Raw genomic sequence first — 23305 nt, 5'->3', positions numbered from 1 at the left:
GCCGAAGGGGAGGCCGGTCGGCGTCATTGGTGCGACTCCATAGGGGTGCGGTCATAGGTGGCGCGAAGGTCAGCACCAATTAGGCAGTAACGAGCTGTCGGCGCGCAGCAGGAACGACACGCCATAAGGTGGTTGATGTACTGGTCACGGGCGTTTCGCCACTCAGGCGTTGCCATGGCGGCGTTGGTGTAAGTGCTTGCCGGTAATTGGGCGGGGCGCTCGACCAGCACCAGGCGCGGACGATCTGGGGCGCGATTCGCCATGGTCGGTTTGTCAGCGCCAGCGATGGTCGGCGGGATGTGATCGAGCAGGCCGGACAGGAGGCTCATTGCGCCACCTCACTCGGATTGCACTTACTCCCAAATGTGTCTGTGAAAAAAAATCGGGGGAACGGGGGAACGGGGGGAACACCCAGTGTTTCCGGGGCTTCCAGAGGGGGAATCTGTACCCCATCGAAAATTGTGGGGAACAGTGATAACCAAATGTCAGGAATTGTGCGGAGTCTTATATTCAAAAACATGTTTGTGTTCCCCCTGTTCCCCAACACTTCAATAAGGGGGAACAGCTACAGGTCACGGTTTTACTGGCCGTTCCCCCGTTCCCCCTGTTCCCCTCGTTTATAGGTTCCTGTGAATTCGGGCATTGGCGTTTGGTGGTGGTCATGGGCTGACCCCTTCGCCATCCATGGCTTCTGGATCGACGGCATACAGGCGGGCAGACCCACCAGCGGGCAGGCGGTATTTCTTTGTTTTGCGGCTGTCTCGGTCGGTATCGTGCTTGGCAATAGCGCCAGCGCTTTCTAGCGCCTTCACTACTCGCGTCAGGCCGTGGCCGTGAGCCGCTTCGGTCAGCGCCGACTTGTTGAACAGGTAGAGGCGCTTACCGGCCACCACTTCCCAGTAGCCAGCACGGTTGAACACCTTGGCGTCTACCTCTGGCGCATCCACATCGGAGAATCGGCTACTGCCGTGCTTGTCGATGAATTCCAGGATGCCCGCAAGGATCTGGCGGTCTTCGGCATTGCCACTGCCCACCCGGCTCAGCCACTCGCCATAGAGCAATTGGCAATCGGCCAAGGCACTACCCGGCGTCCAGGGCAACAAGCCGTAGGCGATAGCCATTTCCCCCGCCAGCGCGATCACAGCGAAACGATCCGCCACCCGTCCAGCTTGAGCATTGTCCTCGGTGAACTGGGCGCGGATACCGGCGAAGTCTTCCAGCAGGCCGGGGCGGTCGTCGCTGGCGAGCAGCTGTTCCACGAATGCTGGCCCGATGTGTCCGTGATGGGCGCCGACAGCAACGGTGAGCACGCGGTGGAAGTCGGCGCCCGCAAGGCCGTGCAATTCATCGAAGGCGCGGTGGGTGCGAGTACCTGCGTTCACGTCCACCATGCGCAACTCAGCACCAGCGTGGGCCGCATTGCCGCCGATAGCGGCGTGTTCAGACAGAGAGCGTTCGCCACTCGACAGCGCCAGCAGACGCCACGACAGCTTGGCCCGACCTTCACGCTCACGGGTCATGGTGCCTTTGCCCTGACCGTTGGCGAGTGAATAGGCCATTTCCTGCACACGCTTGGGGTCGGCCCGCTTGATTTCGTCTAGAGGCAGCATGGTGTCGTTGCGGCCCGAGGCTTCTATCTCCAAACCGCCCTTGGTCATGTCCCACGACGCGGCAAAGATGCCGGGGTCGCCCCAGACCGATGAACCGATCAGTTGCGCCAGTGACTTGCCGCTAGAGCTATCGCCCACCAGGTGAACACCGCCACCCAATACGCCTACCAGACTCAGCAGGGGGCCAGCCAGGGCGCAACCAATCGCCAAGGTCAGTACCGGATTGCCTTCGCACTTGGCCGCGACTTCGGTTTTCCAGCCTTCCAGATCACCGCGCAGGCTGAACAGGTTCTGACCTTTGCCGCTGGCCTGATAACGCACCTTGTCGCTGCCAAGGGTGCGTCCTGGCAACACAAAGGCGCCCGACTCATGCCAGCCGGGGCGGCAGGTGGTGGCGAACATTTCGGCGGGGCGCTGCTCCAGCAGGTACTCCATGAACTGGCCGCGTTTCTTGAGCGCGATAATCACGCCCATGCCGAACAGCGTCCGCCTGGCGTCTTCACCACTGCCGCCGAACACCTCCATGGGGATGATCCATTCCTTGGTGCCGCTTTCCGTCACCAGGCGCAGAAAGCGGCCCTCGCTGCCATCGTCGCTATTGGTGGTGCGAGCGACGACGGTCACGGGGGTGGCGATCCATTCGTCAGTGATCGGGCGGTCTGTTTTATCGTCTTCGGATTCATCATCGGCGGCGGTGCGTTTGAAGCCGTGCCAGTACACGCCGGGGCGCAGCCTGCGGCCTTTCTCGTTCGTCACCCAGTGCTCGTACACGCCCCAGCACGGGCGCTCAGGTTCGACCATGGGCGCCTCGGGGCGCAGGTTGATGACGTTGTTCTCAGGCGTGCGCATGGTGGCGGCTCCAGGCTGCTAAGTCGTTGTAGTCGCTGAGCGTGTCCGGCGCGTCGGCGGGCCACTCGGGAAAAGTCACCAGCCCACCCACGGCTGCGGCGGCGGCATTGGCGGCGGTGCGTCCGGGGTTGCCATCGGTCAAGCGGTCGTCATCGCCCGCGATAATGATTTCGGTGGTGTGGTATTCGGCCCGAAGCGCCAGCGCTACCGGTTTAAGGTTCCCGGCATTCATGGCGCAGGCGACGGTGTAGCCGTTTTCGTGAAGCGTGGCGCCCGTGGCCCAACCCTCACAAATGCACAGTGGCTTGCCCGGTGTTATGCGCCCTAGTGGCGAATAGGTGCCTTTGATCCGCCCCCCGAACAGGAAGCGCTTGCCGCCGTCCGGTGCGATCCGCTGCAGGTTGACCAGGACGCCACCGGCATACAGCGGCACCAGCAATTCGTCACCACGCTGGCGCAAGCCGTGGGGGCGGACGCCTTTTGCGATTAAATAGGCGTGGCCAGGATCAGCACGGAGGGCGTCACGCCACCAGCGTTGAGCGAGGTTCGCGGTCTTGAGCTGGCGCTTGTGTTGCTCGACTTCCCGCTGGCGCCTGGCCTGCTCGATGCGCTGGCGTACCTGCTCGGCTTCGCGGGCGTCTACCGGTTCGCGGCTACACCAGGTGCTGGTGCCGCCCGTCTTCCAGCTCCCGAACGCGCCCGAGGCGATGCCATCAGCAAACAGGCAGTACCAACCGTTGAGCGTGCCGGACTTGTCGCCGGGGATGTGGAAACGGTGGATGTCGCCATCGGGCACGGGGAGCCAGTCGAGTGTCCCGTAGGCCGTTTGGAGCGCGTCACGGAAAAGGATCGTGGCGTCTTTCATGAGCCCTCCTTCGGCGATCTGAAGCGCCGAGCGAGCCGATCAAGCTGCAGGGTCAGGCGCCCCAGTTCATCGCAATGACGGCCTGCGTCACCTTCTGAGATGAACAGCTCTAGGAAGCCAGTCAGGGATTCCACCAACAGCGCGTAGCTGGCGCTGTCGATGTGAGCGTCTGCGCTGGGCTGGCCACCGTTACATTTGCGCTTGATGGGAATGACGTTACCCATGATTCACCCCCAAGCGATCAGCGCCAGCAAAGGCACTGCATACTCGACCGTTGTTAACCCCATGTCCGTGGGCAATGTCGTCGATTGAACCCACAAGGCAGGCGGTTACAACAGCGTCAGCACTGCGCATTACTACGCGCCCGCACTCTGCGTCGGCGTGGCTCAAGAAAGGCCCCAGAAGCGCCTTGGGCGCCTTCGGATGGGTGACGTAAAACAGTTCGGTGGCTTTCTTCGGGCAAGCCTTCGGCGTCCCTGGCGTTTTGCAGGTTTGGTTATCCATGGTGGGTTACGCCTTTTGCTGAATTGCGCGGGCCGGGTACTTGTCGTCGAGTACGGCAGATTCAAGAAAGCGTACTTTCGCCATGTGGGCGTTGTAGCGGCGCAGACGAACTGATACCGAACTGTCGGCATGAAGCGCGGCCATTGCCATAGCACGGTGCGCGGCGGCACGAATTTTGGACGGATTGAGGCTGAGGAGGTGTTTCATTGATGTAGCTCCCGAATCATGAGAGCCACCACGGCCTGCCGCCAAGCAGAGAAGGGTGGCGAGTTGCGCAAGATTGGCGGACCGGTGATTCAGGAACCCGGCGCACCCGAAGGTGCTCCTGCGCAACCCGCCATAACACGGGAATGCGGGCACAAAAAAAGCGCCTGCAATCGTAATGGCGGCGCTGTTGCGCCTGAAGTCGTTCGACCCGCCAAGGTCGTTCGCTGAATTTGCAGCGACCGGTGAACCATAGCGCCGATGGGCGAGCTTGGCAACGGTCTGGAGTGATTGAGTGGTCATGCTGCCACCTCGACAGGAGGATTGCTGCTGAGGTAGTACAGAGCCATGCCGCGGTGCTTGCGGCCTTGATCGTCCGTAAGAGTGAGGCGGTGGGTAAGGATCTTGTGGCCCAAGTCGCGCAGCTCGTTGATGCGTGCTCCAGGTCGGACAATGTTCAGGTCGCGGATGGCTGTAAAAGTGTCTATAGGACCAGCTTGCAGGCGCTCCAATAGACGAGCGCGCTGAGCTGTTCCGCTGGTATTCTCTACGCGAGTATTTTCGTGGCTGGCCTGTTGGTCGGCCATTTTTTTGTCTGTCATTTATGCGGCCTCACCACGCAGGGCGATGCGCTGGCGCACCCAGGTTTGGGCCTCAGCCAAAATCCAGCCGACAGGTGCCCCGCGCGACTTGCTATCGCTCAGCGGCACAGGGCGCGGGAAGGTCGGATCGTCTTTAAGGCGCTTGTAGATGGTAGGGCGGGCGTAGCCGGTGATTGCCGACAGTTCGCTGATGCGGATGATGATGGTAGCCGGGTCGAACTGGCGAATGTTCGCAGTGGCTGGATGCATATGAGCTGGGGTGGTGTGCATACTCTGTATCCCGTGATTGTTGTAGATGGCGGGATACAGGTTATGGAGATAGGAGAGGGCTTTCGATCCGAGTTTAGGTGGTCGAAAACTTCCGGAAATTTTTACTCGCCAAAAGATTCAGCATTGGCCGAAATTGCCTGGGCTGTCTGTAGCGCCACCAAGGATTGAAGCGCTGAGAGATCAGACATTAATTCGATTGCGAGAGGCGCTATGGTTTTTCGCAAGTTCTCTTCACCCACGTCATAGTTGCTTATTGCTGACGACATTACGCGATCTGGGATATGGGTTTCTGTTTCCATGCTCCATATCCATAGGTCTATGTAGGGCAATAAGCCATAGCGCGCCCATCGCCGCCAGTTGGGCTTGCTTCGGCTCGGCGAAAACCCTGGGGAGCGCTTCCGGGTGTCGGACAACCATGCAGCAAAGGCGGCTTTCAGGGTTGAATCATTGGCCCCTAGATCCACAACTATTGCCGGCTGGAGGTACGGCGAGCCGGTAACTAGAACTTCTATTTCGGATTGCCATGAGTCTTTGAAAAGGATGGTGTAATCAACAGGGTGAGTCGTTTTTGAGCCCTGCCTGTGCATTTCCTCGCTGGCCGTTATGTGCAAATCATAAGCGCGCAGCGATCTGATGGGCAGGTGTTTACATTCAATGTCGGAAAGCGATGGAGATAGCTTTAGCGGCGCCTCTCTGAATTCTTCAATAGCCTCCTCGTACCAGTCGTAACACCCCTTATCAGTTGAATCAGGGTCAATTAGGCATACGCATGCCTCGAAGAGGCTCTGACGCTCCAGCAATTGCCGGTACCACTCATTCACGTCAAAGTTTTCACACCCACGATATTTATCTAGGCCGAACCACTCTGGCAAATCTTCTACTCGCTCAATCTTTTCCATACTCGCCCTCCCAGACGGCTCCCTGTACTGAAATAGACTGGCCGGTAAGGCGGGTGAAAAGTCCGCTTCTCGCTCCGTCGACTTAGCCAGCCAAAACTTATTATCTGTGCGAATACTGTCTATCCGGACAGTGATGGCGTCAGTCTATATCTCTCTACGCGCACAATGGAAGGCCAGCATTAGGCCCTCTTGATCGAAACGACATTGCCCTTGGCCAAGATGTCCAGATGGTCTGCATACCATTGCATCATGGTGGTGCGCTGCTCCAGGTACTGAGCCTTGTTGTAGATGCCGCGAACGCCTGGCGCCTTGTGGCTGAGCTGAGCCTCTACGTGGTCGGCGACAAAACCGTGTTCGTTCAAGATGGTGCTGGCGATATGTCGGAAGCCGTGGCCGGTTTGGCGCCCTTCGTAGCCCAATCGACGAAGCGCCATGAGGAATACGGTATCGCTGCGTGGCTTGGTGCGATCACTTCGTCCAGGGAACAGCAGTGGATAGGCGCCGGTCAGCTTGCGTAGGTCGCTCAGCAACTCGATGGCTTGGCTACAAAGCGGTACCAGGTGCTCAAGGCCTTTTTTCCGCCCTTTGCGTTCGACCGGTATCGTCCAGAGTTTCCTATCAAAGTCGAACTCCGACCATTGGGCTTCTCGCAGCTCGCTAGGTCGCACGGCAAGCAGGGTTAGCAGGCGCAGTCCGAGTTGTACGTCTTGCGCGTGAGGGTATGAGTGGATGGCGCGCAGAAGGGCGGGCAGATCTTCAGTCGATACGTGGGCGTAGTTCTCGGCTTTGCCAGACGCGAGGAACTTGTGAACGCCATCCAAAGGGTTGTTTACGGCGCGACCGGTGACACGAGCCAGATCGTAAATGTCCTTGCAGTAAGCGCGTACCCGACTCATCTGCTCCAAGATGCCCTGCTTTTCGAGGCCTCGCAGAAGCCCCATCCATTCCATCGACAGGATGCCGGTGTATTGGCGTTTCCCAAATTCAGGGAAGACGTGACGCTCCAGGGCGCCCATGACGCGCTTGGCGGTTCCCTCGTCCCAGCCGCTGAGGCGTGATGTGTGCCATTCGCGGGCCAAGGCTTCAAACGTGTCGTTCGCGGCCTTTACCTCGGCAGCTTTGCGTGCCTGCTTTGTCGCCATTGGGTTCTTCCCTTCGGCGGCATCTGCGCGAAGCTCTGCAGCTTTGATTCTGGCCATGGCGCCGCTGACTTGCGGATAACCTCCGAGACCGAGCCAAGACCATTTGCCGTCAGGTTTCTTGTAACGCAGTTGCCAGGACTTCTGACCGTCAGGCTTTACCCTGAAATACAGGCCACCGGCATCTAGCTCGCGATACTCCTTGGCGTCAGGTTCCAGGCCCAAAAGGGTGGTGTCTGATAAGGGGCGGCGCTTGATGTCGGAACGCTTCATTTCCTTGTATCCCTTCGGTTCAGATTTTTAGCAAGGATACACAGGGGGATACACGGAGGAAAGAGATAGGGGTAGACAAGGAGATATAGCCAGAAACAAGAAAGCCCGCACTAGGCGGGCTTCTTGAGGTTGTTTATAGACTGCTGTAGACATCTATAAACAGGTACTTGGTGGCTACACAGGGACTTGAACCCCGGACCCCAGCATTATGAATGCTATGCTCTAACCAACTGAGCTATGTAGCCAAGTGGCGCGCATTATTCACCGGTAATGCAGATGCGTCAAGCGTAAATCTAAAATATTTCTCTACGCTTTCAACCGCTTATCCACCTGAGCCGAAATATCGGACCAGGGGAGGGCGTCAACTGAGCTGAAATCTCCCGGTATTGGCACTCAATGCCTTGCTGCCCTGGCTCAAGGTGTCCGCCGCCAGGTTCACCGCCCGCGCACCTTCGAGCAATCTTACCGCTGCCTGATCGACCTGCTGGATGTTGCCGCTGACTTCATCGGCGGTACTGGCTTGTTCCTCTACTGCCGTGGCGATTTGCGCCAGGGTATCGGTCACACCTTGTACCGCGTGGGCAATTTCGCCAAGGCGCTCACCCAGGCCGGTGACTGACTGGGCATCACTTTGTGCCTGGCTACAGGCCGCTTCCATCAGGCTGACCGCCTCATTCACGGTGCTGCGCAGGCTGTCGACAGTGCCGGCGATCTGCGCTGTGGAGGACTGGGTGCGTTGCGAGAGGCTGCGCACTTCATCCGCCACGACTGCAAAGCCACGACCCTGTTCGCCAGCGCGAGCCGCCTCGATCGCCGCGTTGAGTGCCAACAGGTTGGTCTGCTCGGCCACGCCGCGAATGGTGTCGACCACCAATTGAATCTGCTGGCCTTGTTCGCTGACCCGCCCGAGGGCTGCCGCCGTGTCGTTCAAACGTTGGTTGAGCTGTTGAATGCTCGCCGTGGTGCGCTGGCTGTCGCGACTGCTGTCGGCCGCAATCCGTTGGGTGTGTTGAGCGCTGCCGGACGCCTGTTCACAACTCTGGGCGACCCCTTGCGAGGTCGCCGCCAATTGCGTGGCGGCGGCGGCGATCTGGCTGATCTGCAATTGCTGCGCTTCAACTTCGCCCAAGGCGCCGCTGGAATGATGGTTGAGGGTGCGCACCGCATTGCTCACTTGCAAGGTTTCGTGATCAACCCCCAGCAAGCTGTTGCGCAGTTGCACCACGGCGACATTCAGGGCGGTGCTGATGGCCGCCAGTTCGTCGCGCCCCTGCACCGGCACTTGCAGGCTGAGGTTGCCGTCGCGCAACGCTTCGGCCAGCAAGGTGATGCCGCTGGCGCTGCGACGGATCGAGGCCTGCAAGCAGATGAACAGGTACAGCGCGGCCAAGAGCAGGCAGCCAAAGATCGTCGCCACCAGAATGAACTGGCGGATTGCCGAGCCGTGGTAGTAATCCAGGCGCTGATCCAGCGAAACCAATGACTGCTGGCGCAGCGAGGCAAGGTCGGTGAGCAGGGCGTCCAGACTGCGTTCGAACTCTTCCGGTTTGAGCTTGATGCTGCCGCCGAAAACACCGTCGTCGAGGACTTTCAGTTCGGCGTCCAGATGCTTGAGGCTGTCGTGGTATTGCCCGGCCCAGCTTTGCAAGGCGCTGGGCAGGCGTGCTTCCAGAAGGCTGGCAGTTTTCACCAACTGTTCCCGGGCATCGCCGATACGGCTGCGCAAGTCGCGCAATTGCAGACGGCTTTGCAGGGTGAACTGCCCGGACACCACCGACGCCTGGCCGACACTGGCCAGGCGGCCGACCCGTTCAATCAGGTCCGGCGCGTGTTGCGTGGAAATCTGCGTCAGCAGATACGTTTCCAGCCAGGGCGCGAGCGTCAGGCGATTGTCCATGGCGATCTGCTCGCGCAAGGCTTGCAACGCACTCAAGGCGTTGGTGAAACGATCGTAGCCATCCGGCCACCAACCGACGCTGCTCAGGCTTTTCGAGTCCAGGCCGTTAAGAGCGGTTTGCAGGGCCTGGTAACGGGTCAGGGTTTCGCCCTCGGCACCTTCGGTTTTCAGCGCATTGCCGAGGTCCGAGGTGGCTTGGGCGACGGCGGGTTGTACCGCATCGAACGCGGCCATCGCGGCAAGGGTCGCCGGTGTTGGCTGGCGATTGGTTTCCGTTGCACGCCAACGGGCAGCGCGGTCACGTTGGGCGGCGAGCAGGTTATCGAGCGCATCCAGGGCGAGCAGTTGACGTACGCCGGCACGTTCGCCGGAGATCAGGTTCAGTTTGGCGCGATAGTCCTGACCGATCATCAACAGGCTGCCCGCCAGCGGCAGGATAAACAGCAGAAACAACAACTGAAATTTGCGTGCGAAGCCAAAACGCCCCAGCAATCCGATCCCCGGTGATAAAAAAGCCTGCATGCCCCATGACTCCTCTGGACACCACGCACCATTGGCGTGCGTCGAGGTCTTTGCGACCGCGACTTGTGCCCCTTTAAAAGGCCTCGAAAGTTTACCTTTGTCAGCTCTGTAGGCCGACTCTGTGGCGAAACTTCCCATTCTCGGTCCCCTTTGTAAGGGGCCGCGTTGAAGCGGATTAACAAGGCAAGATTCAGACCATGGCGTTGCGCTATCACCTTCTGGGCGATGAATGTCGAGGTCGTTAGCAGGCTAAGGGGATGGCGCTGCTGCACTGAAAAATGGCACATTGACCCACCTGCCCGTGTGCACCCATCTGCTGTACGGAAAATTATCATGGCTATCAGTAACGCATCGACCGGCGCGACGTCGGCACTCGCGACTCCACAAAGCAGCCCGCTGGTCATGCGCATCATCGGCGCGGTGGCGCTGGCGCATTTGATCAATGACCTGATTCAGTCGGTGCTGCCGTCGATTTATCCAATGCTCAAGGCCAACTATGACCTGACGTTTACCCAGGTAGGATTAATCACCCTGACCTTCCAGCTGACCGCGTCATTGTTGCAGCCATGGGTCGGTTACCACACCGACCGCCATCCCAAACCCTGGCTGCTTCCAGCGGGAACGGTCTGCACGCTGATCGGCATTTTGATGATGTCGGTGGTGGGCACTTTCCCGTTGATCCTGCTGGCGGCGGGGTTGATCGGCATCGGCTCCTCGACCTTTCACCCGGAAGCTTCTCGTATTGCGCGGTTGGCCTCGGGCGGGCGATTCGGCCTGGCGCAATCGACCTTTCAGGTCGGCGGTAATGCCGGTTCAGCCTTTGGTCCATTGCTGGCGGCAGCGATCATCATTCCCTTCGGTCAGGGCCATGTGGCGTGGTTTGGATTGTTTGCCGTGTTTGCGCTGTTCGTGCTCTATCGGATCAGCCGCTGGTACGCCAACCACTTGAACCTGTTCAAGCTCAAGCAGGGTCAGGCGGCGACGCACGGCCTGTCAAAACGCCGGGTCATCAGTGCGCTGGTGGTGCTCGGGCTGCTGGTGTTCTCCAAGTATTTCTACATGGCGAGCTTCACCAGCTACTTCACCTTCTACCTGATCGAGAAGTTCGACCTGTCGGTGGCCAGTTCGCAGCTGCATCTGTTCCTGTTCCTGGGCGCGGTGGCAGCGGGGACGTTCTTCGGCGGACCGATCGGCGACAGGATCGGGCGTAAGGCGGTGATCTGGTTTTCGATCCTTGGCGTTGCGCCGTTCACGCTGATCCTGCCTCACGTTGACCTGTTCTGGACCAGCATTCTCAGCGTGGTGATTGGCTTCATCCTCGCGTCGGCGTTCTCGGCCATCGTGGTTTATGCCCAGGAGTTGGTGCCGGGGAATGTCGGGATGATTGCCGGGGTGTTCTTCGGCTTGATGTTCGGTTTTGGCGGGATTGGCGCGGCGTTGCTCGGGCATTTGGCCGATATTCACGGCATCGAATACGTGTACTTCCTTTGCTCGTTCCTGCCTTTGTTAGGTGTACTGGCGATCTTCTTGCCAAGAACCCAAAAGCCCTGAACACCGCCGACCCTGTAGGAGCGAGGCTTGCCCGCGAAGCTTCTTGAGCCGGTGATGACGCCTTCGCGGGCAAGCCTCGCTCCTACAGGATTAGGTATTGCCCGGATTTCAGGCACAAAAAAGCCGCGTATCAAACGCGGCTTTTTCTTGGGCGGCTGCTTCGTCCTGAAAAACTCAGACGTTGAAACGGAAGTGCATCACGTCGCCGTCTTTAACGATATATTCCTTGCCTTCCAGACGCCATTTACCGGCTTCTTTGGTGCCGGCTTCGCCCTTGTACTGGATGAAGTCGTCATAGGCGATGACTTCGGCGCGGATGAAGCCTTTTTCGAAGTCGGTGTGGATCACGCCAGCGGCTTGTGGCGCGGTAGCACCGACGCGGACGGTCCAGGCGCGGACTTCTTCGACACCGGCGGTGAAGTAGGTCTGCAAGTGCAGCATTTCGTAGCCAGCGCGAATTACGCGGTTCAGGCCTGGCTCTTCAAGGCCCAGGGCTTCGAGGAACATGTCCTTCTCTTCGCCGTCATCCAGCTCGGCAATTTCGGCTTCGATCTTGTTGCAGACCGGAACCACCATGGCGCCTTCTTCTTCGGCGATGGCCTTGACGATGTCCAGCAGCGGGTTGTTCTCGAAACCGTCTTCGGCGACGTTGGCGATGTACATGACCGGCTTGGTGGTCAGCAGGTGGAAACCACGAATCACCGCTTTATCGTCGGCGCCCATGGTCTTCATCAGGGTGCGCGCAGGCTTGCCGAGGGTAAAGTGAGCGATCAATTGCTCCAGCAGGCCTTTCTGGACGACGGCGTCCTTGTCACCACCTTTGGCGTTGCGGGCGACTTTCTGCAGTTGCTTCTCGCAGCTGTCGAGGTCGGCGAAGATCAGTTCCAGGTCGATGATTTCGATGTCGCGTTTCGGGTCGACGCTGTTGGAGACGTGAATCACGTTCTCGTCTTCGAAGCAGCGGACCACGTGAGCGATGGCATCGGTCTCGCGGATGTTGGCGAGGAATTTGTTGCCCAGGCCTTCACCTTTCGAGGCGCCGGCTACCAGGCCTGCGATGTCGACGAATTCCATGGTGGTCGGCAGGATGCGCTTTGGATTGACGATGGCCGCCAGGGCTTCCAGACGCGAATCCGGCATCGGCACGATGCCGGTGTTCGGCTCGATGGTGCAGAAGGGGAAGTTCTCGGCCGCGATCCCGGATTTGGTCAGGGCGTTGAACAGGGTGGACTTGCCGACGTTAGGCAGGCCGACGATGCCGCAATTGAATCCCATGGTGTTTTCCCCGAGGAGTAGAGTCAGGCCTTCTGGCTGTGCAGGTTTTTCATCGCGCGGTTCCATTCACCGGCGAGGATATCCGGCAGCACGCCGAGGGCAAAGTCGATGCTGGCATCGAGTTTTTCCTGTTCGGCGCGTGGCGCACGACCCAGGACGAAATTTGAAACCATACTGGCAACGCCCGGGTGGCCAATGCCAAGCCGCAAGCGGTGAAAGGTATTCTGATTGCCCAGTTGCGCAATGATGTCGCGCAACCCGTTGTGACCGCCGTGACCGCCGCCCTGTTTGAGTTTGGCAACGCCCGGAGGCAGGTCGAGTTCGTCATGCGCCACGAGGATTTCTTCAGGCGTGATGCGGAAGAAACCGGCGAGTGCCGCGACGGCCTGGCCGCTGCGGTTCATGTACGTGGTGGGAATCAGCAGACGAACATCCTGACCCTGATGCGAATAGCGCCCGGTCAGGCCGAAATATTTGCGATCGGCCACAAGGTTTACGCCTTGTGCGCTCGCGATGCGCTCAACAAAAAAGGCCCCTGCGTTATGCCGGGTCTGTTCGTATTCGGCGCCTGGATTTCCCAGGCCAACGATCAGTTTGATGGCAGTCACGATAGGGGCCCCTCCTTGGAGTGGTGGATAACATCGCCGCAATCAGTGTGTGCGGCGAAAGTGGACGACAAGTGCTCATTTACCATTATGTAAACTCCGCGTTCTCGCCCGCTTTCTCGCTACGTTCCAGTCCGCGATGTTACCGGGTCACTCCGGCATGGCAGAGTGAATTACTCTGCTGCGCCTTCTTCAGTAGCTTCTGGAGCAACACGTGGAGCGTGGACGTTGGCAACAGCCTTGTCATCGCCGTGTGCCAGAGCAACAAACTCAACGCCTTTAGGGGCTTTGAGGTCGGACAGGTGAATGATCGAACCGATTTCGGCGTTAGCCAGGTCGACTTCGATGAATTCAGGCAGGTCTTTTGGCAGGCAGGTCACTTCGATTTCCGAAACAACGTGCGAAACTTCGCCGCCTTTCTTGATCGGAGCTTCTTCACCAACAAAGTGTACAGGCACGATAGCGGTCAGTTTCTGGCCAGCTACAACGCGTACGAAGTCGGCGTGCAGCACGTGGCCTTTGGCCGGGTGACGCTGCAGGGCTTTGATGATTACGTTTTGCTTGGTGCCGCCAACGTTCAGCTCGATGATGTGGCTGTAGGCCGCTTCGTTTTCGAGCAGTTTGGCAACTTCTTTAGCCAGCATGCTGATGGATTCAGGGGCTTTTTCGCCACCGTAAACTACAGCTGGTACCAGGCTTGCGAGACGACGCAGGCGGCGGCTCGCACCTTTCCCCAGGTCGGAACGCACTTCAGCATTCAGAGTAAAATCGTTCATGTTGTATCTCCAAAATAACCACATTCGCCCCAGCGGTTGCGACCAGCGCTAAAGGCGATATGGGCAAAAAAGCCCCGCCCCGACAGGAATGCCGGGGCGGGGCGCTTTTCGTCAACGAGACAGTCGAGAAGGGCAGGGCCCTTAACGGAACATCGCGCTGATCGATTCTTCATTGCTGATGCGGCGGACCGCTTCGGCAACTACCGGCGCGATATCCAGTTGACGGATACGCGAACAGGCTTGAGCAGCAGCTGACAACGGGATGGTGTTAGTCACCACCAGTTCGTCCAGCATGGAATTTTCAATGTTTTCGATCGCCCGACCGGACAGCACAGGGTGTGTGCAGTAGGCGAAAACCTTGGCAGCGCCATGCTCTTTCAGGGCCTTGGCCGCGTGGCACAGAGTGCCGGCGGTATCGACCATGTCATCGACCAGAATACAGGTACGCCCTTCGACATCACCGATGATATGCATCACTTCAGAGTGATTGGCTTTCTCACGGCGTTTGTCGATGATCCCGAGATCCACGCCCAGGGATTTGGCAACAGCACGTGCACGCACGACGCCACCAATGTCCGGGGACACGATCATCAGGTTTTCGAAGCGCTGATCTTCAATGTCATCCACCAGAACCGGGGAGCCGTAGATGTTATCTACTGGAATATCGAAGAAACCCTGGATTTGGTCAGCATGCAGATCAACCGTAAGAACACGATCGATGCCGACTACGGTAAGCATGTCAGCAACAACTTTCGCGCTGATAGCCACACGTGCGGAGCGCGGACGGCGATCCTGACGGGCATAACCAAAGTAAGGAATAACAGCAGTAATACGAGTAGCCGAGGAGCGGCGGAAGGCATCAGCCATCACTACCAGTTCCATCAGGTTATCGTTGGTCGGAGCGCAAGTCGGCTGAATAATGAAGACATCTTTACCGCGGACGTTTTCATTGATCTCGGCAGTAATTTCGCCGTCGGAGAACTTACCGACAGAGATGTCACCGAGAGGGATATGCAGCTGACGTACGACACGCCGAGCCAGATCGGGGTTAGCGTTCCCCGTAAAGACCATCATCTTGGACACGCGCAGTACCTAGAGGCTGAGGGTAACCTGGATGAGTATAGAAAATGGCAGGGGCGGCTGGATTCGAACCAACGCATGGCAGGATCAAAACCTGCTGCCTTACCGCTTGGCGACGCCCCTGTATCTGTTGCAACGATTACCCAGTAATCGGTTCCTTTAGAGCAGACTTTGCAGCTTGCGATGCAACATCGAAACGTTGCTTCCTTTTGCTACAAACCCTGTAAGGGTCTCTGTAAGAAGGGCCGAGACTTTATCAGCTTCAGCTTTGCTTGGGAAGCCCCCAAACACACAACTTCCAGTTCCTGTGAGTTTTGCTTCGGTAAATTTACCTAACAAATTCAATGCGTTACATACATCTGGATAACGCCTTGCTACCACCGGTAAGCAGTCATTTCGACTGTTTCCCTTGGGAACGGGGCGCACTTTAATGGGAGAAGAGTTACGTGTCAACAACGGATCTGAAAAAATTTCTGCTGTACTTACAGAGACTTGCGGCACCAGCACGACATACCACGGTTCTTCGGGGTCTACAGGGGTGAGTTTCTCCCCTACGCCTTCGGCAAAAGCTGCGTGTCCACGCACGAAAACCGGGACGTCGGCCCCCAGGGTCAGGCCCAGCGCGGCCAGTCGATCCTCATCCCAATCCAGTTGCCAGAGATGATTCAGGCCGAGCAAAGTCGTCGCGGCATTTGAACTGCCGCCACCGATTCCACCGCCCATGGGCAGAATTTTTTCGATCCAGATGTCGATGCCGAGCGAACAACCGGATTGCTCCTGAAGTTTTTTCGCGGCTTTGACGATCAGGTTGCTGTCGTGAGGAACGCCGACGAATTCGGTGTGCAGTTGAATCACGCCGTCGTCGCGCACCGCGAAGGTGATTTCATCGCCGTAATCGAGAAACTGAAAAATGGTCTGCAACTCGTGGTAACCGTCTTCACGACGACCGAGGATGTGCAGCATCAAATTGAGTTTGGCCGGGGAGGGCAGCGTCAAGCGCGGAGCAGTCATGTTTACTGCCCCAGTTTGCGTGGTTGCCATTCCTTGATCACCAGCGTGACATCAAGGTCGGTGCCGTGCAGTTTGATCCGCTCGGGCAGCCAATAGCCGTTTTGCTCGGCGTAACTGAGGTATTCCACTTGCCAGCCATCCTGTTCCAGATTGGCCAGGCGGCTGTCGGCATCCAAGGTCAGGCGACTTTTGCTGTCCGGCGCCGGAAGTCCGCGAACCCACCAGGCCAGATTGGACACCGGCAGCTTCCAGCCGAGCTGTTCTTCGACCAGCGCTTCGGGAGTCGTTGCGTCATAACGGCCCTGATTGGCCACTTCCAGCGAGACTTTGCCAGGGCGACCGGTCAAGCGAGCAGCGCCGCGACCCAACGGGCCGGAAAGACGGATGTCGTAGTAGTCCTGTCGCTGCAACCAATACAGCGTGCCGCTGCCCGAATCTTTTGGCGCGCGGATACCGATCTTGCCGTTGATCTGCCAGCCATCGAGCCCGGTCAGCTGTTGTTTGTACTCGCGCCATTGGGCCGGGTTGCCTTGACCCTGAACCGATTCGCGGGCGCCGAAGCCCGCGCAACCGGCGAGCAGGGCGATGAAGCTGAAAACAATGAGGTGGCGCAAAAACATAATCTTAAAGAGTCTCTGATCCGGTCAGGCGCTTGATGGTGCTGCGCAGGATTGGGCTGTCGGGTTGTTCCTTGAGGAACTTGCCCCAGATTTGCTTGGCTTCGCGTTGCTTGCCATTGGCCCACAGGACTTCGCCCAGGTGAGCGGCAACTTCCTGGTCGGGAAAACGCTCCAGGGCCTGACGCAGGTAGCGTTCGGCTTCATCGAGGTTGCCCAGGCGGAAGTGCACCCAGCCGAGGCTGTCGAGTACCGCCGGGTCTTCCGGGTTGATCTGGTGCGCTTGTTCGATCAGGGCCATGGCTTCGGCGTAACGCGTCGTGCGGTCGGACAGGGTGTAGCCGAGGGCGTTCAACGCCATCGCATTGTCCGGATCGCGCTTGATGATCAGGCGCAGGTCTTTTTCCATCTGCGCCAGGTCATTGCGTTTTTCCGCCTGCATGGCGCGGGTGTAAAGCAGGTTCAGATCGTCCGGGTATTTTTGCAACGCGGTTTGCAGGACCTTCCAGGCCTTGTCTGGCTGGTTATTGGCAGACAAGGTCTCGGCTTCGATCAGGTACAACTGAATTGCGTAATCGGGTTGCTCGTCGCGTTCGGTAGCCAGACGGCTTTGGGCTTCGGCGGTCTTGCCGTTGTTGATCAGGATGTCGGTCTGGCGCAGTTGCGCGGGCAGGTAGTCATTGCCTGGGCCAACCTGGGCGTACTCGATCAGCGCGCCTTGTGGATCGTTGCGCTCTTCAGCGATACGACCGAGGTTCAGGTGTGCCGAATCGACGTGGCTCTCCCGGGCAATCAGATCTTCCAGGTAACCCTTGGCCTCGTTCCAGGCCTTGGCTTCCAGGCACACCAGCGCCAGGGAATAACGCAGTTCGTCGTCTTCCGGGTATTGCTGAACCAGGCTTGAGAACTCGACTTTGGCGTCATCCATGCGGTCCTGTTCAACCAGCATGCGCGCATACGTCAGGCGCAGGCGTTTGTCGTCCGGGTACTTCTTGATGCTTTTTTGCAGCAGCGGCAAGGCTTCGTCGCCACGGTTGAGCCCTTGCAACAGGCGCGCACGCAGCAGGATCGGGGCAATTTCGCCGTCGTCCGGTGGATTGTCTTCCAGCAGGGTCAGCGCGCCTTTGGTGTCACCGTCCTGTTGCAGCAGCAAGGCCTTGCCGAAAATCAACTGGCTGTTGTTCGGGTGGCGCAGCAATAAGCGGTCAAAACTTTTCATCAAGCCGTTGCGCGTGTCCTGGTCGGTATCGGCCGCGGACAGGGCGAGGAAGTCGAAATGCGTGTCGCCCTTGCCGAGCAGGACTTTCTCCATATAAACCATGGAGTCGTCATAACGACCGGCGCGAGCCAGCTGCACGGCAGCCGCACGTTGCGCCTCTAGATCGTCCGGGGCGTTTTTTGCCCAGATCAACGCGGTATCCAGCGCGGCCTGATCGGCGCCCAGGTACTCGGCGATGCGGAAGGCCCGCTCGGAGATGCCCGGATCCTGGGTATTGATGGCCTGGGTCACGTAGTTGTCCAGGGCAATGTCAAAACGATTGCGCTGGCCAGCCAGTTCGGCGCTCAACAGGCTGAAGACGGTTTCTTCGCTGAATGAGCTGTAAACCTTGGGTTTTTCAGGGGCCGGAGTGCTGTCTTCGACCGGCGGCGTACCGTCCGACGAAACGGGTGCCAAGACCTGGCAGCCGCTGAGGAAGACAAAAGCGAGGAGCAACGCGGAAGATCTATTCATATAGGAAGAGGACGACTAACCTGCGGTCGGATCATCATGACACAAGCCTTCGGCCAAACATAACCGAGTCTCGATTGATGCCTTTATAGTGGCGGGTCATTGGGACAATAGTCAGCGGTAGTTGTTCTGGCTCTGTCGAAGTAGGACAATTGCCGGCTTCACGTCACCATCAGCGACCTTGAATGGCCTTCCTTGCACTCGGTATCAACCACAAGACTGCGTCAGTAGACGTCCGCGAGCGCGTGGCCTTTACCCCTGAGCAACTGGTGGAGGCCTTGCAGCAGCTCTGCCGACTCACCGACAGCCGCGAAGCTGCGATCCTCTCCACCTGCAATCGCAGTGAACTGTATATAGAACAGGATCACCTTTCGGCTGACATCGTGTTGCGCTGGCTGGCCGATTATCATCATTTGAGCCTCGAAGAGCTGCGCGCGAGCGCTTATGTGCACGAAGATGATGCGGCAGTTCGTCACATGATGCGGGTCGCCTCCGGGCTCGACTCGCTGGTGTTGGGCGAACCGCAGATTCTCGGTCAGATGAAATCGGCCTACGCCGTAGCGCGTGAGGCCGGCACTATCGGGCCGCTGCTGGGGCGTTTGTTTCAAGCGACGTTCAATGCCGCCAAGCAAGTGCGCACCGACACGGCCATCGGCGAGAACCCGGTGTCCGTGGCGTTTGCAGCGGTCAGCCTGGCGAAACAGATTTTCAGTGACTTGCAACGCAGCCAAGCCTTGCTGATCGGCGCCGGTGAGACCATCACCCTGGTCGCCCGCCATCTGCATGAACTGGGTGTGAAGCGCATCGTGGTCGCCAACCGTACCCTGGAACGCGCGAGCATCCTGGCCGAGCAGTTTGGCGCCCACGCCGTATTGCTCTCGGACATTCCGGCCGAACTGGTGCGCAGCGACATCGTTATCAGCTCCACCGCCAGCCAGTTGCCGATTCTTGGCAAAGGCGCCGTGGAAAGTGCCTTGAAACTGCGCAAGCACAAACCGATCTTCATGGTAGACATCGCCGTCCCTCGGGATATCGAGCCGGAAGTCGGCGAATTGGACGACGTTTACCTGTATAGCGTCGACGATCTCCACGAAGTGGTTGCCGAGAACCTCAAGAGTCGCCAGGGTGCAGCCCAGGCGGCCGAAGAGATGGTCTCGGTCGGTGCCGAAGATTTCATGGTCCGTCTGCGCGAACTGGCGGCGGTGGATGTGCTCAAGGCCTATCGCCAACAAAGCGAGCGCATGCGCGACGAAGAATTGCAAAAGGCCCAGCGCATGCTGGCCAACGGCAGCAGCGCCGAAGAGGTGCTGGTGCAACTGGCACGCGGCCTGACCAACAAACTCCTGCACGCACCGAGCGTGCAGTTGAAAAAGCTTTCTGCCGAAGGCCGCCTCGATGCGCTGGCCATGGCCCAGGAACTCTTTGCCCTGAATGAGGGCTCATCGGATAGCTTTTCGGATAAAAAACCGCAATGAAAGCGTCACTGCTCAATAAGCTGGACATCCTCCAGGACCGTTTCGAGGAATTGACCGCCTTGCTTGGCGATGGCGAAGTCATTTCCGATCAGGCCAAATTCCGCACCTATTCCAAGGAATACGCGGAAGTCGAACCGATTGTCGCCACCTATAAACAGTTGCTCAAAGTGCAAGGCGACCTCGAAGGCGCCCAGGCACTGCTCAAGGACAGCGACCCGGACATGCGCGAAATGGCCGTGGAAGAAGTTCGCGAAGCCAAAGAGCAACTGATCGACATCGAAGCCAGCCTGCAACGCATGCTGCTGCCCAAGGACCCGAATGACGGGCGCAACGTGTTTCTCGAAATCCGTGCCGGCACCGGCGGTGACGAGGCGGCGATTTTCTCTGGCGACCTGTTTCGCATGTATTCGCGTTACGCCGAGCGGCGTGGCTGGCGGGTGGAAATCCTCTCCGAGAACATCGGCGAGCACGGCGGCTATAAAGAGGTCATCGCCCGGGTTGAAGGCGAGAACGTCTACGGCAAATTGAAATTCGAATCCGGCGCGCACCGCGTGCAACGGGTTCCGGCCACCGAATCCCAGGGTCGCATCCACACCTCGGCCTGCACCGTGGCGGTGTTGCCTGAGCCGGACGAACAGGAAGCGATCGAGATCAACCCGGCGGATCTGCGGGTCGATACGTATCGCTCCTCCGGTGCCGGTGGCCAGCACGTCAACAAGACCGACTCGGCAATTCGCATCACGCACTTGCCGTCCGGCATTGTCGTTGAATGCCAGGAAGAACGTTCCCAGCACAAAAACCGCGCCCGGGCGATGTCCTGGCTGTCGGCCAAACTCAACGATCAGCAGACCAGCGCCGCAGCGAACGCCATCGCCAGCGAGCGTAAGTTGCTGGTCGGTTCGGGCGATCGCTCCGAACGCATCCGCACCTACAACTTTGCCCAGGGCCGGGTGACCGATCACCGGGTCAACCTGACGCTGTATTCCCTCGACGAAATCCTCGCGGGCGGCGTCGAAGCGGTGATCGAACCGTTACTGGCCGAGTTCCAGGCCGATCAATTGGCAGCGATAGGTGAGTAAATGACGATCATTGCCAGTTTGTTGCGCGCCGCCGATTTGCCCGACTCGCCCACGGCGCGGCTGGATGCCGAATTATTGCTGGCCGCTGCCCTGGGCAAGTCTCGCAGTTTTCTGCACACCTGGCCGGAACGCATTGTGCCGAGCGAAGCGGCGCTGAAATTCTCCGAGTACCTGCAACGTCGTCGTGGCGGTGAGCCGGTGGCGTACATTCTGGGTCAGCAAGGGTTCTGGAAGCTTGACCTGGAAGTTGCGCCGCACACGCTGATCCCGCGCCCGGACACCGAATTACTGGTGGAAGCCGCGCTGGAATTGTTGCCCGCCACACCGGCCAACGTGCTCGACCTCGGCACCGGCAGCGGCGCCATTGCGTTGGCCCTGGCCAGCGAACGTCCGGCATGGAAAGTGACTGCGGTGGATCGCGTACTCGAAGCCGTGGCGCTGGCCGAGCGCAATCGTCAGCGCCTGCACTTGAACAACGCCACTGTGCTCAGCAGCCATTGGTTCAGCGCCCTGGAAGGTCAGCGTTTTAAGCTGATCATCAGCAATCCGCCGTACATCGCCTCCGCCGATCCGCATCTGGTGGAAGGCGATGTGCGCTTCGAACCGGCCAGCGCCTTGGTGGCTGGTGTCGATGGGCTTGACGATCTGCGTCTGATCGTCGCCCAGGCGCCGGACTATCTGGAGGCCGGTGGCTGGCTGATGCTCGAACACGGCTACGATCAAGCGGTGGCAGTACGCGATTTGCTGCTGACCTGCGGCTTTAAAGAAGTCCACAGCCGCACCGATCTGGGCGGTCACGAACGTATCAGCCTGGGGCGCCTGCCGTGCTGAATGATCAGGAATTGTTGCGCTATAGCCGACAGATTCTGTTGCAACACGTCGACATCGACGGCCAGTTGCGGCTGAAAGAAAGCCGCGTGTTGATCGTCGGCCTCGGCGGTCTCGGCTCACCGGTTGCGCTTTATCTGGCGGCTGCCGGTGTCGGCGAGCTGCACCTGGCGGACTTCGACACGGTTGACCTGACCAACCTGCAACGCCAGATCGTTCACGACACTGACAGCGTCGGCCTGAGCAAAGTCGATTCGGCCATTCGCCGACTGAGCGCGATCAATCCCGAGATCCAATTGATCGCCCATCGCACCGCGCTGGACGAAGATTCCCTGGCCGCCGCCGTGGCTGCGGTGGATCTGGTGCTGGACTGCTCCGACAATTTTTCCACCCGCGAAGCGGTCAATGCTGCGTGTGTGGCCTCCGGCAAACCGCTGGTCAGCGGCGCGGCGATTCGTCTCGAAGGGCAATTGTCGGTGTTCGACCCGCGCCGTCCGGAAAGCCCGTGCTACCACTGTTTATATGGTCACGGCAGCGAAGCCGAGTTGACCTGCAGTGAAGCCGGCGTCGTCGGTCCATTGGTTGGGCTCGTTGGCAGCCTCCAGGCGCTGGAAGCCTTGAAACTGTTGGTGGGTTTCGGCGAGCCGCTGGTGGGGCGCCTGTTGTTGATCGATGCCTTGGGCTCGCGCTTTCGTGAGTTGCGGGTCAAGCGTGATCCGGGCTGCAGCGTCTGTGGTTCGAAACATGCGTGAAGCGCCTATCGGCGTGTTCGACTCCGGTGTCGGTGGGCTTTCGGTGCTGGCCGAGATCCAGCGCTTGCTGCCCAACGAGTCTCTGCTGTACGTCGCCGACTGCGGCAATGTTCCCTACGGTGAGAAAACCCCGGAATTCATCCAGCAGCGTTGCAGCGTGATGGCCGAATTTTTTCAGCAGCAGGGCGCCAAGGCCTTGGTGCTGGCCTGCAACACGGCGACCGTCGCCGGTGTTGCGGGTTTGCGCCGCGATTATCCCGAGTGGCCCATCGTCGGCATGGAGCCCGCCGTCAAACCCGCCGCTGCCGCCACCCGCAGTGGCGTGGTCGGCGTACTCGCCACCACCGGCACATTGCAAAGTGCCAAGTTCGCCGCTTTGCTCGACCGTTTCGCCACCGATGTACGGGTCATCACTCAGCCGTGCCCCGGCCTGGTGGAGCTTATTGAAAACGGCGATCTGCACAGCGAGGCATTGCGTCAGTTGCTGGCCGGGTATGTCGGCCCACTACTCGGCGCCGGGTGCGACACGATAATTCTCGGCTGCACGCATTATCCCTTCCTAAAGCCTTTGCTTAAGCAGATGATCCCGGATGACATCAGCTTGATCGACACGGGCGCCGCTGTAGCGCGGCAACTTCAGCGCCTGTTGACCGAGCGTGAGTTGCTCGCCGACGGGCCTGCACGTGCTGCGCAGTTCTGGACGAGTGCCGATCCGGAGCATTTCAGAAATATCTTGCCGATTCTGTGGAGTACCGCTGGCGTTGTGCAAAGCTTCAAGGGGTAAACAAAATTCTGGGGCACACGAATGATTGGGGTGAGCTTCTGATTAAGCGTCGACTTCTATTGCGGTGAGCAACAAAAAAAACCTTACGAAATCGTTCGGAAAAGGATGT

24 protein-coding genes and 2 tRNA genes are annotated in these 23305 nt (G+C 59.0%); 6 read left to right on the top strand and 20 right to left on the bottom strand.

Going from position 1 to position 23305, the window contains the following annotated elements:
- Positions 1–23: 23 nt before the first annotated feature.
- The 12 genes from ACYZTM_RS10290 to ACYZTM_RS10235 form a co-directional block, all read right to left on the bottom strand.
- Complete coding sequence (locus tag ACYZTM_RS10290) at positions 24–329, bottom strand: hypothetical protein (protein ID WP_461988490.1); 306 nt, start codon at positions 327–329, stop codon at positions 24–26.
- 330 nt (positions 330–659) lie between these two features.
- Positions 660–2459 (bottom strand): DUF927 domain-containing protein, encoded by a 1800-nt coding sequence (locus ACYZTM_RS10285; protein WP_461988487.1) that lies wholly within the window; start codon positions 2457–2459, stop codon positions 660–662.
- Entirely contained in the window at positions 2446–3324 is an 879-nt protein-coding gene (locus tag ACYZTM_RS10280; RefSeq protein ID WP_461988485.1) for a toprim domain-containing protein, read from the bottom strand. The genes ACYZTM_RS10285 and ACYZTM_RS10280 overlap by 14 nt, the downstream gene beginning before the upstream one ends.
- Positions 3321–3548 carry a hypothetical protein gene (locus tag ACYZTM_RS10275; RefSeq protein ID WP_461988483.1) on the bottom strand — a complete coding sequence of 76 codons (228 nt, stop codon included), beginning with the start codon at positions 3546–3548 and terminating at the stop codon, positions 3321–3323. Before ACYZTM_RS10275 ends, ACYZTM_RS10280 begins: the two co-directional genes overlap by 4 nt.
- On the bottom strand, positions 3541–3828 hold the full coding sequence (locus ACYZTM_RS10270) for a hypothetical protein (RefSeq protein WP_461988481.1): 288 nt from the start codon (positions 3826–3828) through the stop codon (positions 3541–3543). Before ACYZTM_RS10270 ends, ACYZTM_RS10275 begins: the two co-directional genes overlap by 8 nt.
- A gap of 6 nt (positions 3829–3834) precedes the next feature.
- Positions 3835–4035: a hypothetical protein gene (locus ACYZTM_RS10265; protein WP_461989124.1), complete on the bottom strand. Its 201-nt coding sequence runs from the start codon at positions 4033–4035 to the stop codon at positions 3835–3837.
- 296 nt (positions 4036–4331) lie between these two features.
- Positions 4332–4634: a helix-turn-helix domain-containing protein gene (locus ACYZTM_RS10260; RefSeq protein WP_461988479.1), complete on the bottom strand. Its 303-nt coding sequence runs from the start codon at positions 4632–4634 to the stop codon at positions 4332–4334.
- The gene (locus ACYZTM_RS10255; protein WP_461988477.1) at positions 4635–4904 is read right to left on the bottom strand and encodes a helix-turn-helix transcriptional regulator; all 270 of its coding nucleotides are present in this window, start codon (positions 4902–4904) and stop codon (positions 4635–4637) included.
- A gap of 101 nt (positions 4905–5005) precedes the next feature.
- Positions 5006–5803 carry a DUF6387 family protein gene (locus ACYZTM_RS10250; protein WP_461988475.1) on the bottom strand — a complete coding sequence of 266 codons (798 nt, stop codon included), beginning with the start codon at positions 5801–5803 and terminating at the stop codon, positions 5006–5008.
- Between the two features lie 179 nt (positions 5804–5982).
- Positions 5983–7215 (bottom strand): tyrosine-type recombinase/integrase, encoded by a 1233-nt coding sequence (locus ACYZTM_RS10245; protein ID WP_461988473.1) that lies wholly within the window; start codon positions 7213–7215, stop codon positions 5983–5985.
- A 168-nt stretch (positions 7216–7383) separates the two neighbouring features.
- A tRNA-Met gene (locus ACYZTM_RS10240) sits at positions 7384–7460 on the bottom strand.
- Between the two features lie 116 nt (positions 7461–7576).
- A complete protein-coding gene (locus ACYZTM_RS10235) occupies positions 7577–9634 on the bottom strand; it encodes a methyl-accepting chemotaxis protein (RefSeq protein ID WP_461988471.1) in 2058 nt (685 codons plus the stop codon).
- 333 nt (positions 9635–9967) lie between these two features.
- Between ACYZTM_RS10235 and ACYZTM_RS10230 the strand changes: the two genes are divergently transcribed.
- A complete protein-coding gene (locus ACYZTM_RS10230; RefSeq protein ID WP_461988469.1) occupies positions 9968–11185 on the top strand; it encodes an MFS transporter in 1218 nt (405 codons plus the stop codon).
- A 174-nt stretch (positions 11186–11359) separates the two neighbouring features.
- On the opposite strand, the gene ychF is transcribed toward ACYZTM_RS10230, so the two are convergent.
- From ychF to ACYZTM_RS10190, 8 genes are all read right to left on the bottom strand, one after another.
- Positions 11360–12460 carry a redox-regulated ATPase YchF gene (gene ychF, locus ACYZTM_RS10225; protein WP_461988467.1) on the bottom strand — a complete coding sequence of 367 codons (1101 nt, stop codon included), beginning with the start codon at positions 12458–12460 and terminating at the stop codon, positions 11360–11362.
- A gap of 23 nt (positions 12461–12483) precedes the next feature.
- Positions 12484–13068, bottom strand: a complete 585-nt coding sequence (gene pth, locus ACYZTM_RS10220; RefSeq protein WP_461988465.1) for an aminoacyl-tRNA hydrolase — start codon at positions 13066–13068, stop codon at positions 12484–12486.
- 170 nt (positions 13069–13238) lie between these two features.
- Complete coding sequence (locus tag ACYZTM_RS10215; RefSeq protein ID WP_131059496.1) at positions 13239–13841, bottom strand: 50S ribosomal protein L25/general stress protein Ctc; 603 nt, start codon at positions 13839–13841, stop codon at positions 13239–13241.
- Between the two features lie 141 nt (positions 13842–13982).
- Positions 13983–14924, bottom strand: a complete 942-nt coding sequence (locus ACYZTM_RS10210; protein ID WP_003208392.1) for a ribose-phosphate pyrophosphokinase — start codon at positions 14922–14924, stop codon at positions 13983–13985.
- 45 nt (positions 14925–14969) lie between these two features.
- A tRNA-Gln gene (locus ACYZTM_RS10205) sits at positions 14970–15044 on the bottom strand.
- A 36-nt stretch (positions 15045–15080) separates the two neighbouring features.
- On the bottom strand, positions 15081–15932 hold the full coding sequence (gene ispE / locus ACYZTM_RS10200; protein ID WP_461989123.1) for a 4-(cytidine 5'-diphospho)-2-C-methyl-D-erythritol kinase: 852 nt from the start codon (positions 15930–15932) through the stop codon (positions 15081–15083).
- Positions 15933–15934: 2 nt separating this feature from the next.
- Positions 15935–16552, bottom strand: a complete 618-nt coding sequence (gene lolB, locus ACYZTM_RS10195) for a lipoprotein insertase outer membrane protein LolB (protein WP_131059495.1) — start codon at positions 16550–16552, stop codon at positions 15935–15937.
- A gap of 4 nt (positions 16553–16556) precedes the next feature.
- Positions 16557–18281 carry a tetratricopeptide repeat protein gene (locus ACYZTM_RS10190; RefSeq protein WP_131059494.1) on the bottom strand — a complete coding sequence of 575 codons (1725 nt, stop codon included), beginning with the start codon at positions 18279–18281 and terminating at the stop codon, positions 16557–16559.
- 182 nt (positions 18282–18463) lie between these two features.
- Here ACYZTM_RS10190 and hemA point away from each other — a divergent pair, with 182 nt between their 5' ends.
- From hemA to murI, 5 genes are read left to right on the top strand one after another with little or no spacing between them, the layout of a single operon-like run.
- Positions 18464–19753, top strand: coding sequence for a glutamyl-tRNA reductase (hemA, locus tag ACYZTM_RS10185; RefSeq protein WP_461955695.1), 1290 nt, complete (start codon positions 18464–18466; stop codon positions 19751–19753).
- On the top strand, positions 19750–20832 hold the full coding sequence (prfA, locus tag ACYZTM_RS10180; protein WP_461988462.1) for a peptide chain release factor 1: 1083 nt from the start codon (positions 19750–19752) through the stop codon (positions 20830–20832). Before hemA ends, prfA begins: the two co-directional genes overlap by 4 nt.
- Positions 20833–21663: a peptide chain release factor N(5)-glutamine methyltransferase gene (prmC, locus tag ACYZTM_RS10175; protein ID WP_461988460.1), complete on the top strand. Its 831-nt coding sequence runs from the start codon at positions 20833–20835 to the stop codon at positions 21661–21663.
- The gene (locus ACYZTM_RS10170) at positions 21657–22412 is read left to right on the top strand and encodes a molybdopterin-synthase adenylyltransferase MoeB (RefSeq protein WP_461988458.1); all 756 of its coding nucleotides are present in this window, start codon (positions 21657–21659) and stop codon (positions 22410–22412) included. The genes prmC and ACYZTM_RS10170 overlap by 7 nt, the downstream gene beginning before the upstream one ends.
- Positions 22405–23196, top strand: coding sequence for a glutamate racemase (gene murI / locus ACYZTM_RS10165; protein ID WP_461988456.1), 792 nt, complete (start codon positions 22405–22407; stop codon positions 23194–23196). Before ACYZTM_RS10170 ends, murI begins: the two co-directional genes overlap by 8 nt.
- Positions 23197–23305 lie beyond the last annotated feature (109 nt).

It is taken from the genome of Pseudomonas sp. MDT2-39-1, assembly GCF_054898085.1.
This window is presented reverse-complemented; position numbering and strand designations above follow the sequence as displayed.

Excerpts from the sequence above, each read along its gene's own strand:
- ACYZTM_RS10190 (WP_131059494.1), bottom strand. The coding sequence starts at position 18,281 with ATGAATAGATCTTCCGCGTTGCTCCTCGCTTTTGTCTTCCTCAGCGGC.
- ACYZTM_RS10255 (WP_461988477.1), bottom strand. The coding sequence starts at position 4,904 with ATGCACACCACCCCAGCTCATATGCATCCAGCCACTGCGAACATTCGC.
- ACYZTM_RS10290 (WP_461988490.1), bottom strand. The coding sequence starts at position 329 with ATGAGCCTCCTGTCCGGCCTGCTCGATCACATCCCGCCGACCATCGCT.
- lolB (WP_131059495.1), bottom strand. The coding sequence starts at position 16,552 with ATGTTTTTGCGCCACCTCATTGTTTTCAGCTTCATCGCCCTGCTCGCC.
- ACYZTM_RS10235 (WP_461988471.1), bottom strand. The coding sequence starts at position 9,634 with ATGCAGGCTTTTTTATCACCGGGGATCGGATTGCTGGGGCGTTTTGGC.
- ACYZTM_RS10270 (WP_461988481.1), bottom strand. The coding sequence starts at position 3,828 with ATGGATAACCAAACCTGCAAAACGCCAGGGACGCCGAAGGCTTGCCCG.
- hemA (WP_461955695.1), top strand. The coding sequence starts at position 18,464 with ATGGCCTTCCTTGCACTCGGTATCAACCACAAGACTGCGTCAGTAGAC.
- ispE (WP_461989123.1), bottom strand. The coding sequence starts at position 15,932 with ATGACTGCTCCGCGCTTGACGCTGCCCTCCCCGGCCAAACTCAATTTG.
- ACYZTM_RS10260 (WP_461988479.1), bottom strand. The coding sequence starts at position 4,634 with ATGACAGACAAAAAAATGGCCGACCAACAGGCCAGCCACGAAAATACT.
- murI (WP_461988456.1), top strand. The coding sequence starts at position 22,405 with ATGCGTGAAGCGCCTATCGGCGTGTTCGACTCCGGTGTCGGTGGGCTT.
- ACYZTM_RS10265 (WP_461989124.1), bottom strand. The coding sequence starts at position 4,035 with ATGAAACACCTCCTCAGCCTCAATCCGTCCAAAATTCGTGCCGCCGCG.
- ACYZTM_RS10285 (WP_461988487.1), bottom strand. The coding sequence starts at position 2,459 with ATGCGCACGCCTGAGAACAACGTCATCAACCTGCGCCCCGAGGCGCCC.
- ACYZTM_RS10280 (WP_461988485.1), bottom strand. The coding sequence starts at position 3,324 with ATGAAAGACGCCACGATCCTTTTCCGTGACGCGCTCCAAACGGCCTAC.
- ACYZTM_RS10275 (WP_461988483.1), bottom strand. The coding sequence starts at position 3,548 with ATGGGTAACGTCATTCCCATCAAGCGCAAATGTAACGGTGGCCAGCCC.
- ACYZTM_RS10250 (WP_461988475.1), bottom strand. The coding sequence starts at position 5,803 with ATGGAAAAGATTGAGCGAGTAGAAGATTTGCCAGAGTGGTTCGGCCTA.
- ychF (WP_461988467.1), bottom strand. The coding sequence starts at position 12,460 with ATGGGATTCAATTGCGGCATCGTCGGCCTGCCTAACGTCGGCAAGTCC.
- ACYZTM_RS10230 (WP_461988469.1), top strand. The coding sequence starts at position 9,968 with ATGGCTATCAGTAACGCATCGACCGGCGCGACGTCGGCACTCGCGACT.
- prmC (WP_461988460.1), top strand. The coding sequence starts at position 20,833 with ATGACGATCATTGCCAGTTTGTTGCGCGCCGCCGATTTGCCCGACTCG.
- ACYZTM_RS10245 (WP_461988473.1), bottom strand. The coding sequence starts at position 7,215 with ATGAAGCGTTCCGACATCAAGCGCCGCCCCTTATCAGACACCACCCTT.
- prfA (WP_461988462.1), top strand. The coding sequence starts at position 19,750 with ATGAAAGCGTCACTGCTCAATAAGCTGGACATCCTCCAGGACCGTTTC.
- ACYZTM_RS10215 (WP_131059496.1), bottom strand. The coding sequence starts at position 13,841 with ATGAACGATTTTACTCTGAATGCTGAAGTGCGTTCCGACCTGGGGAAA.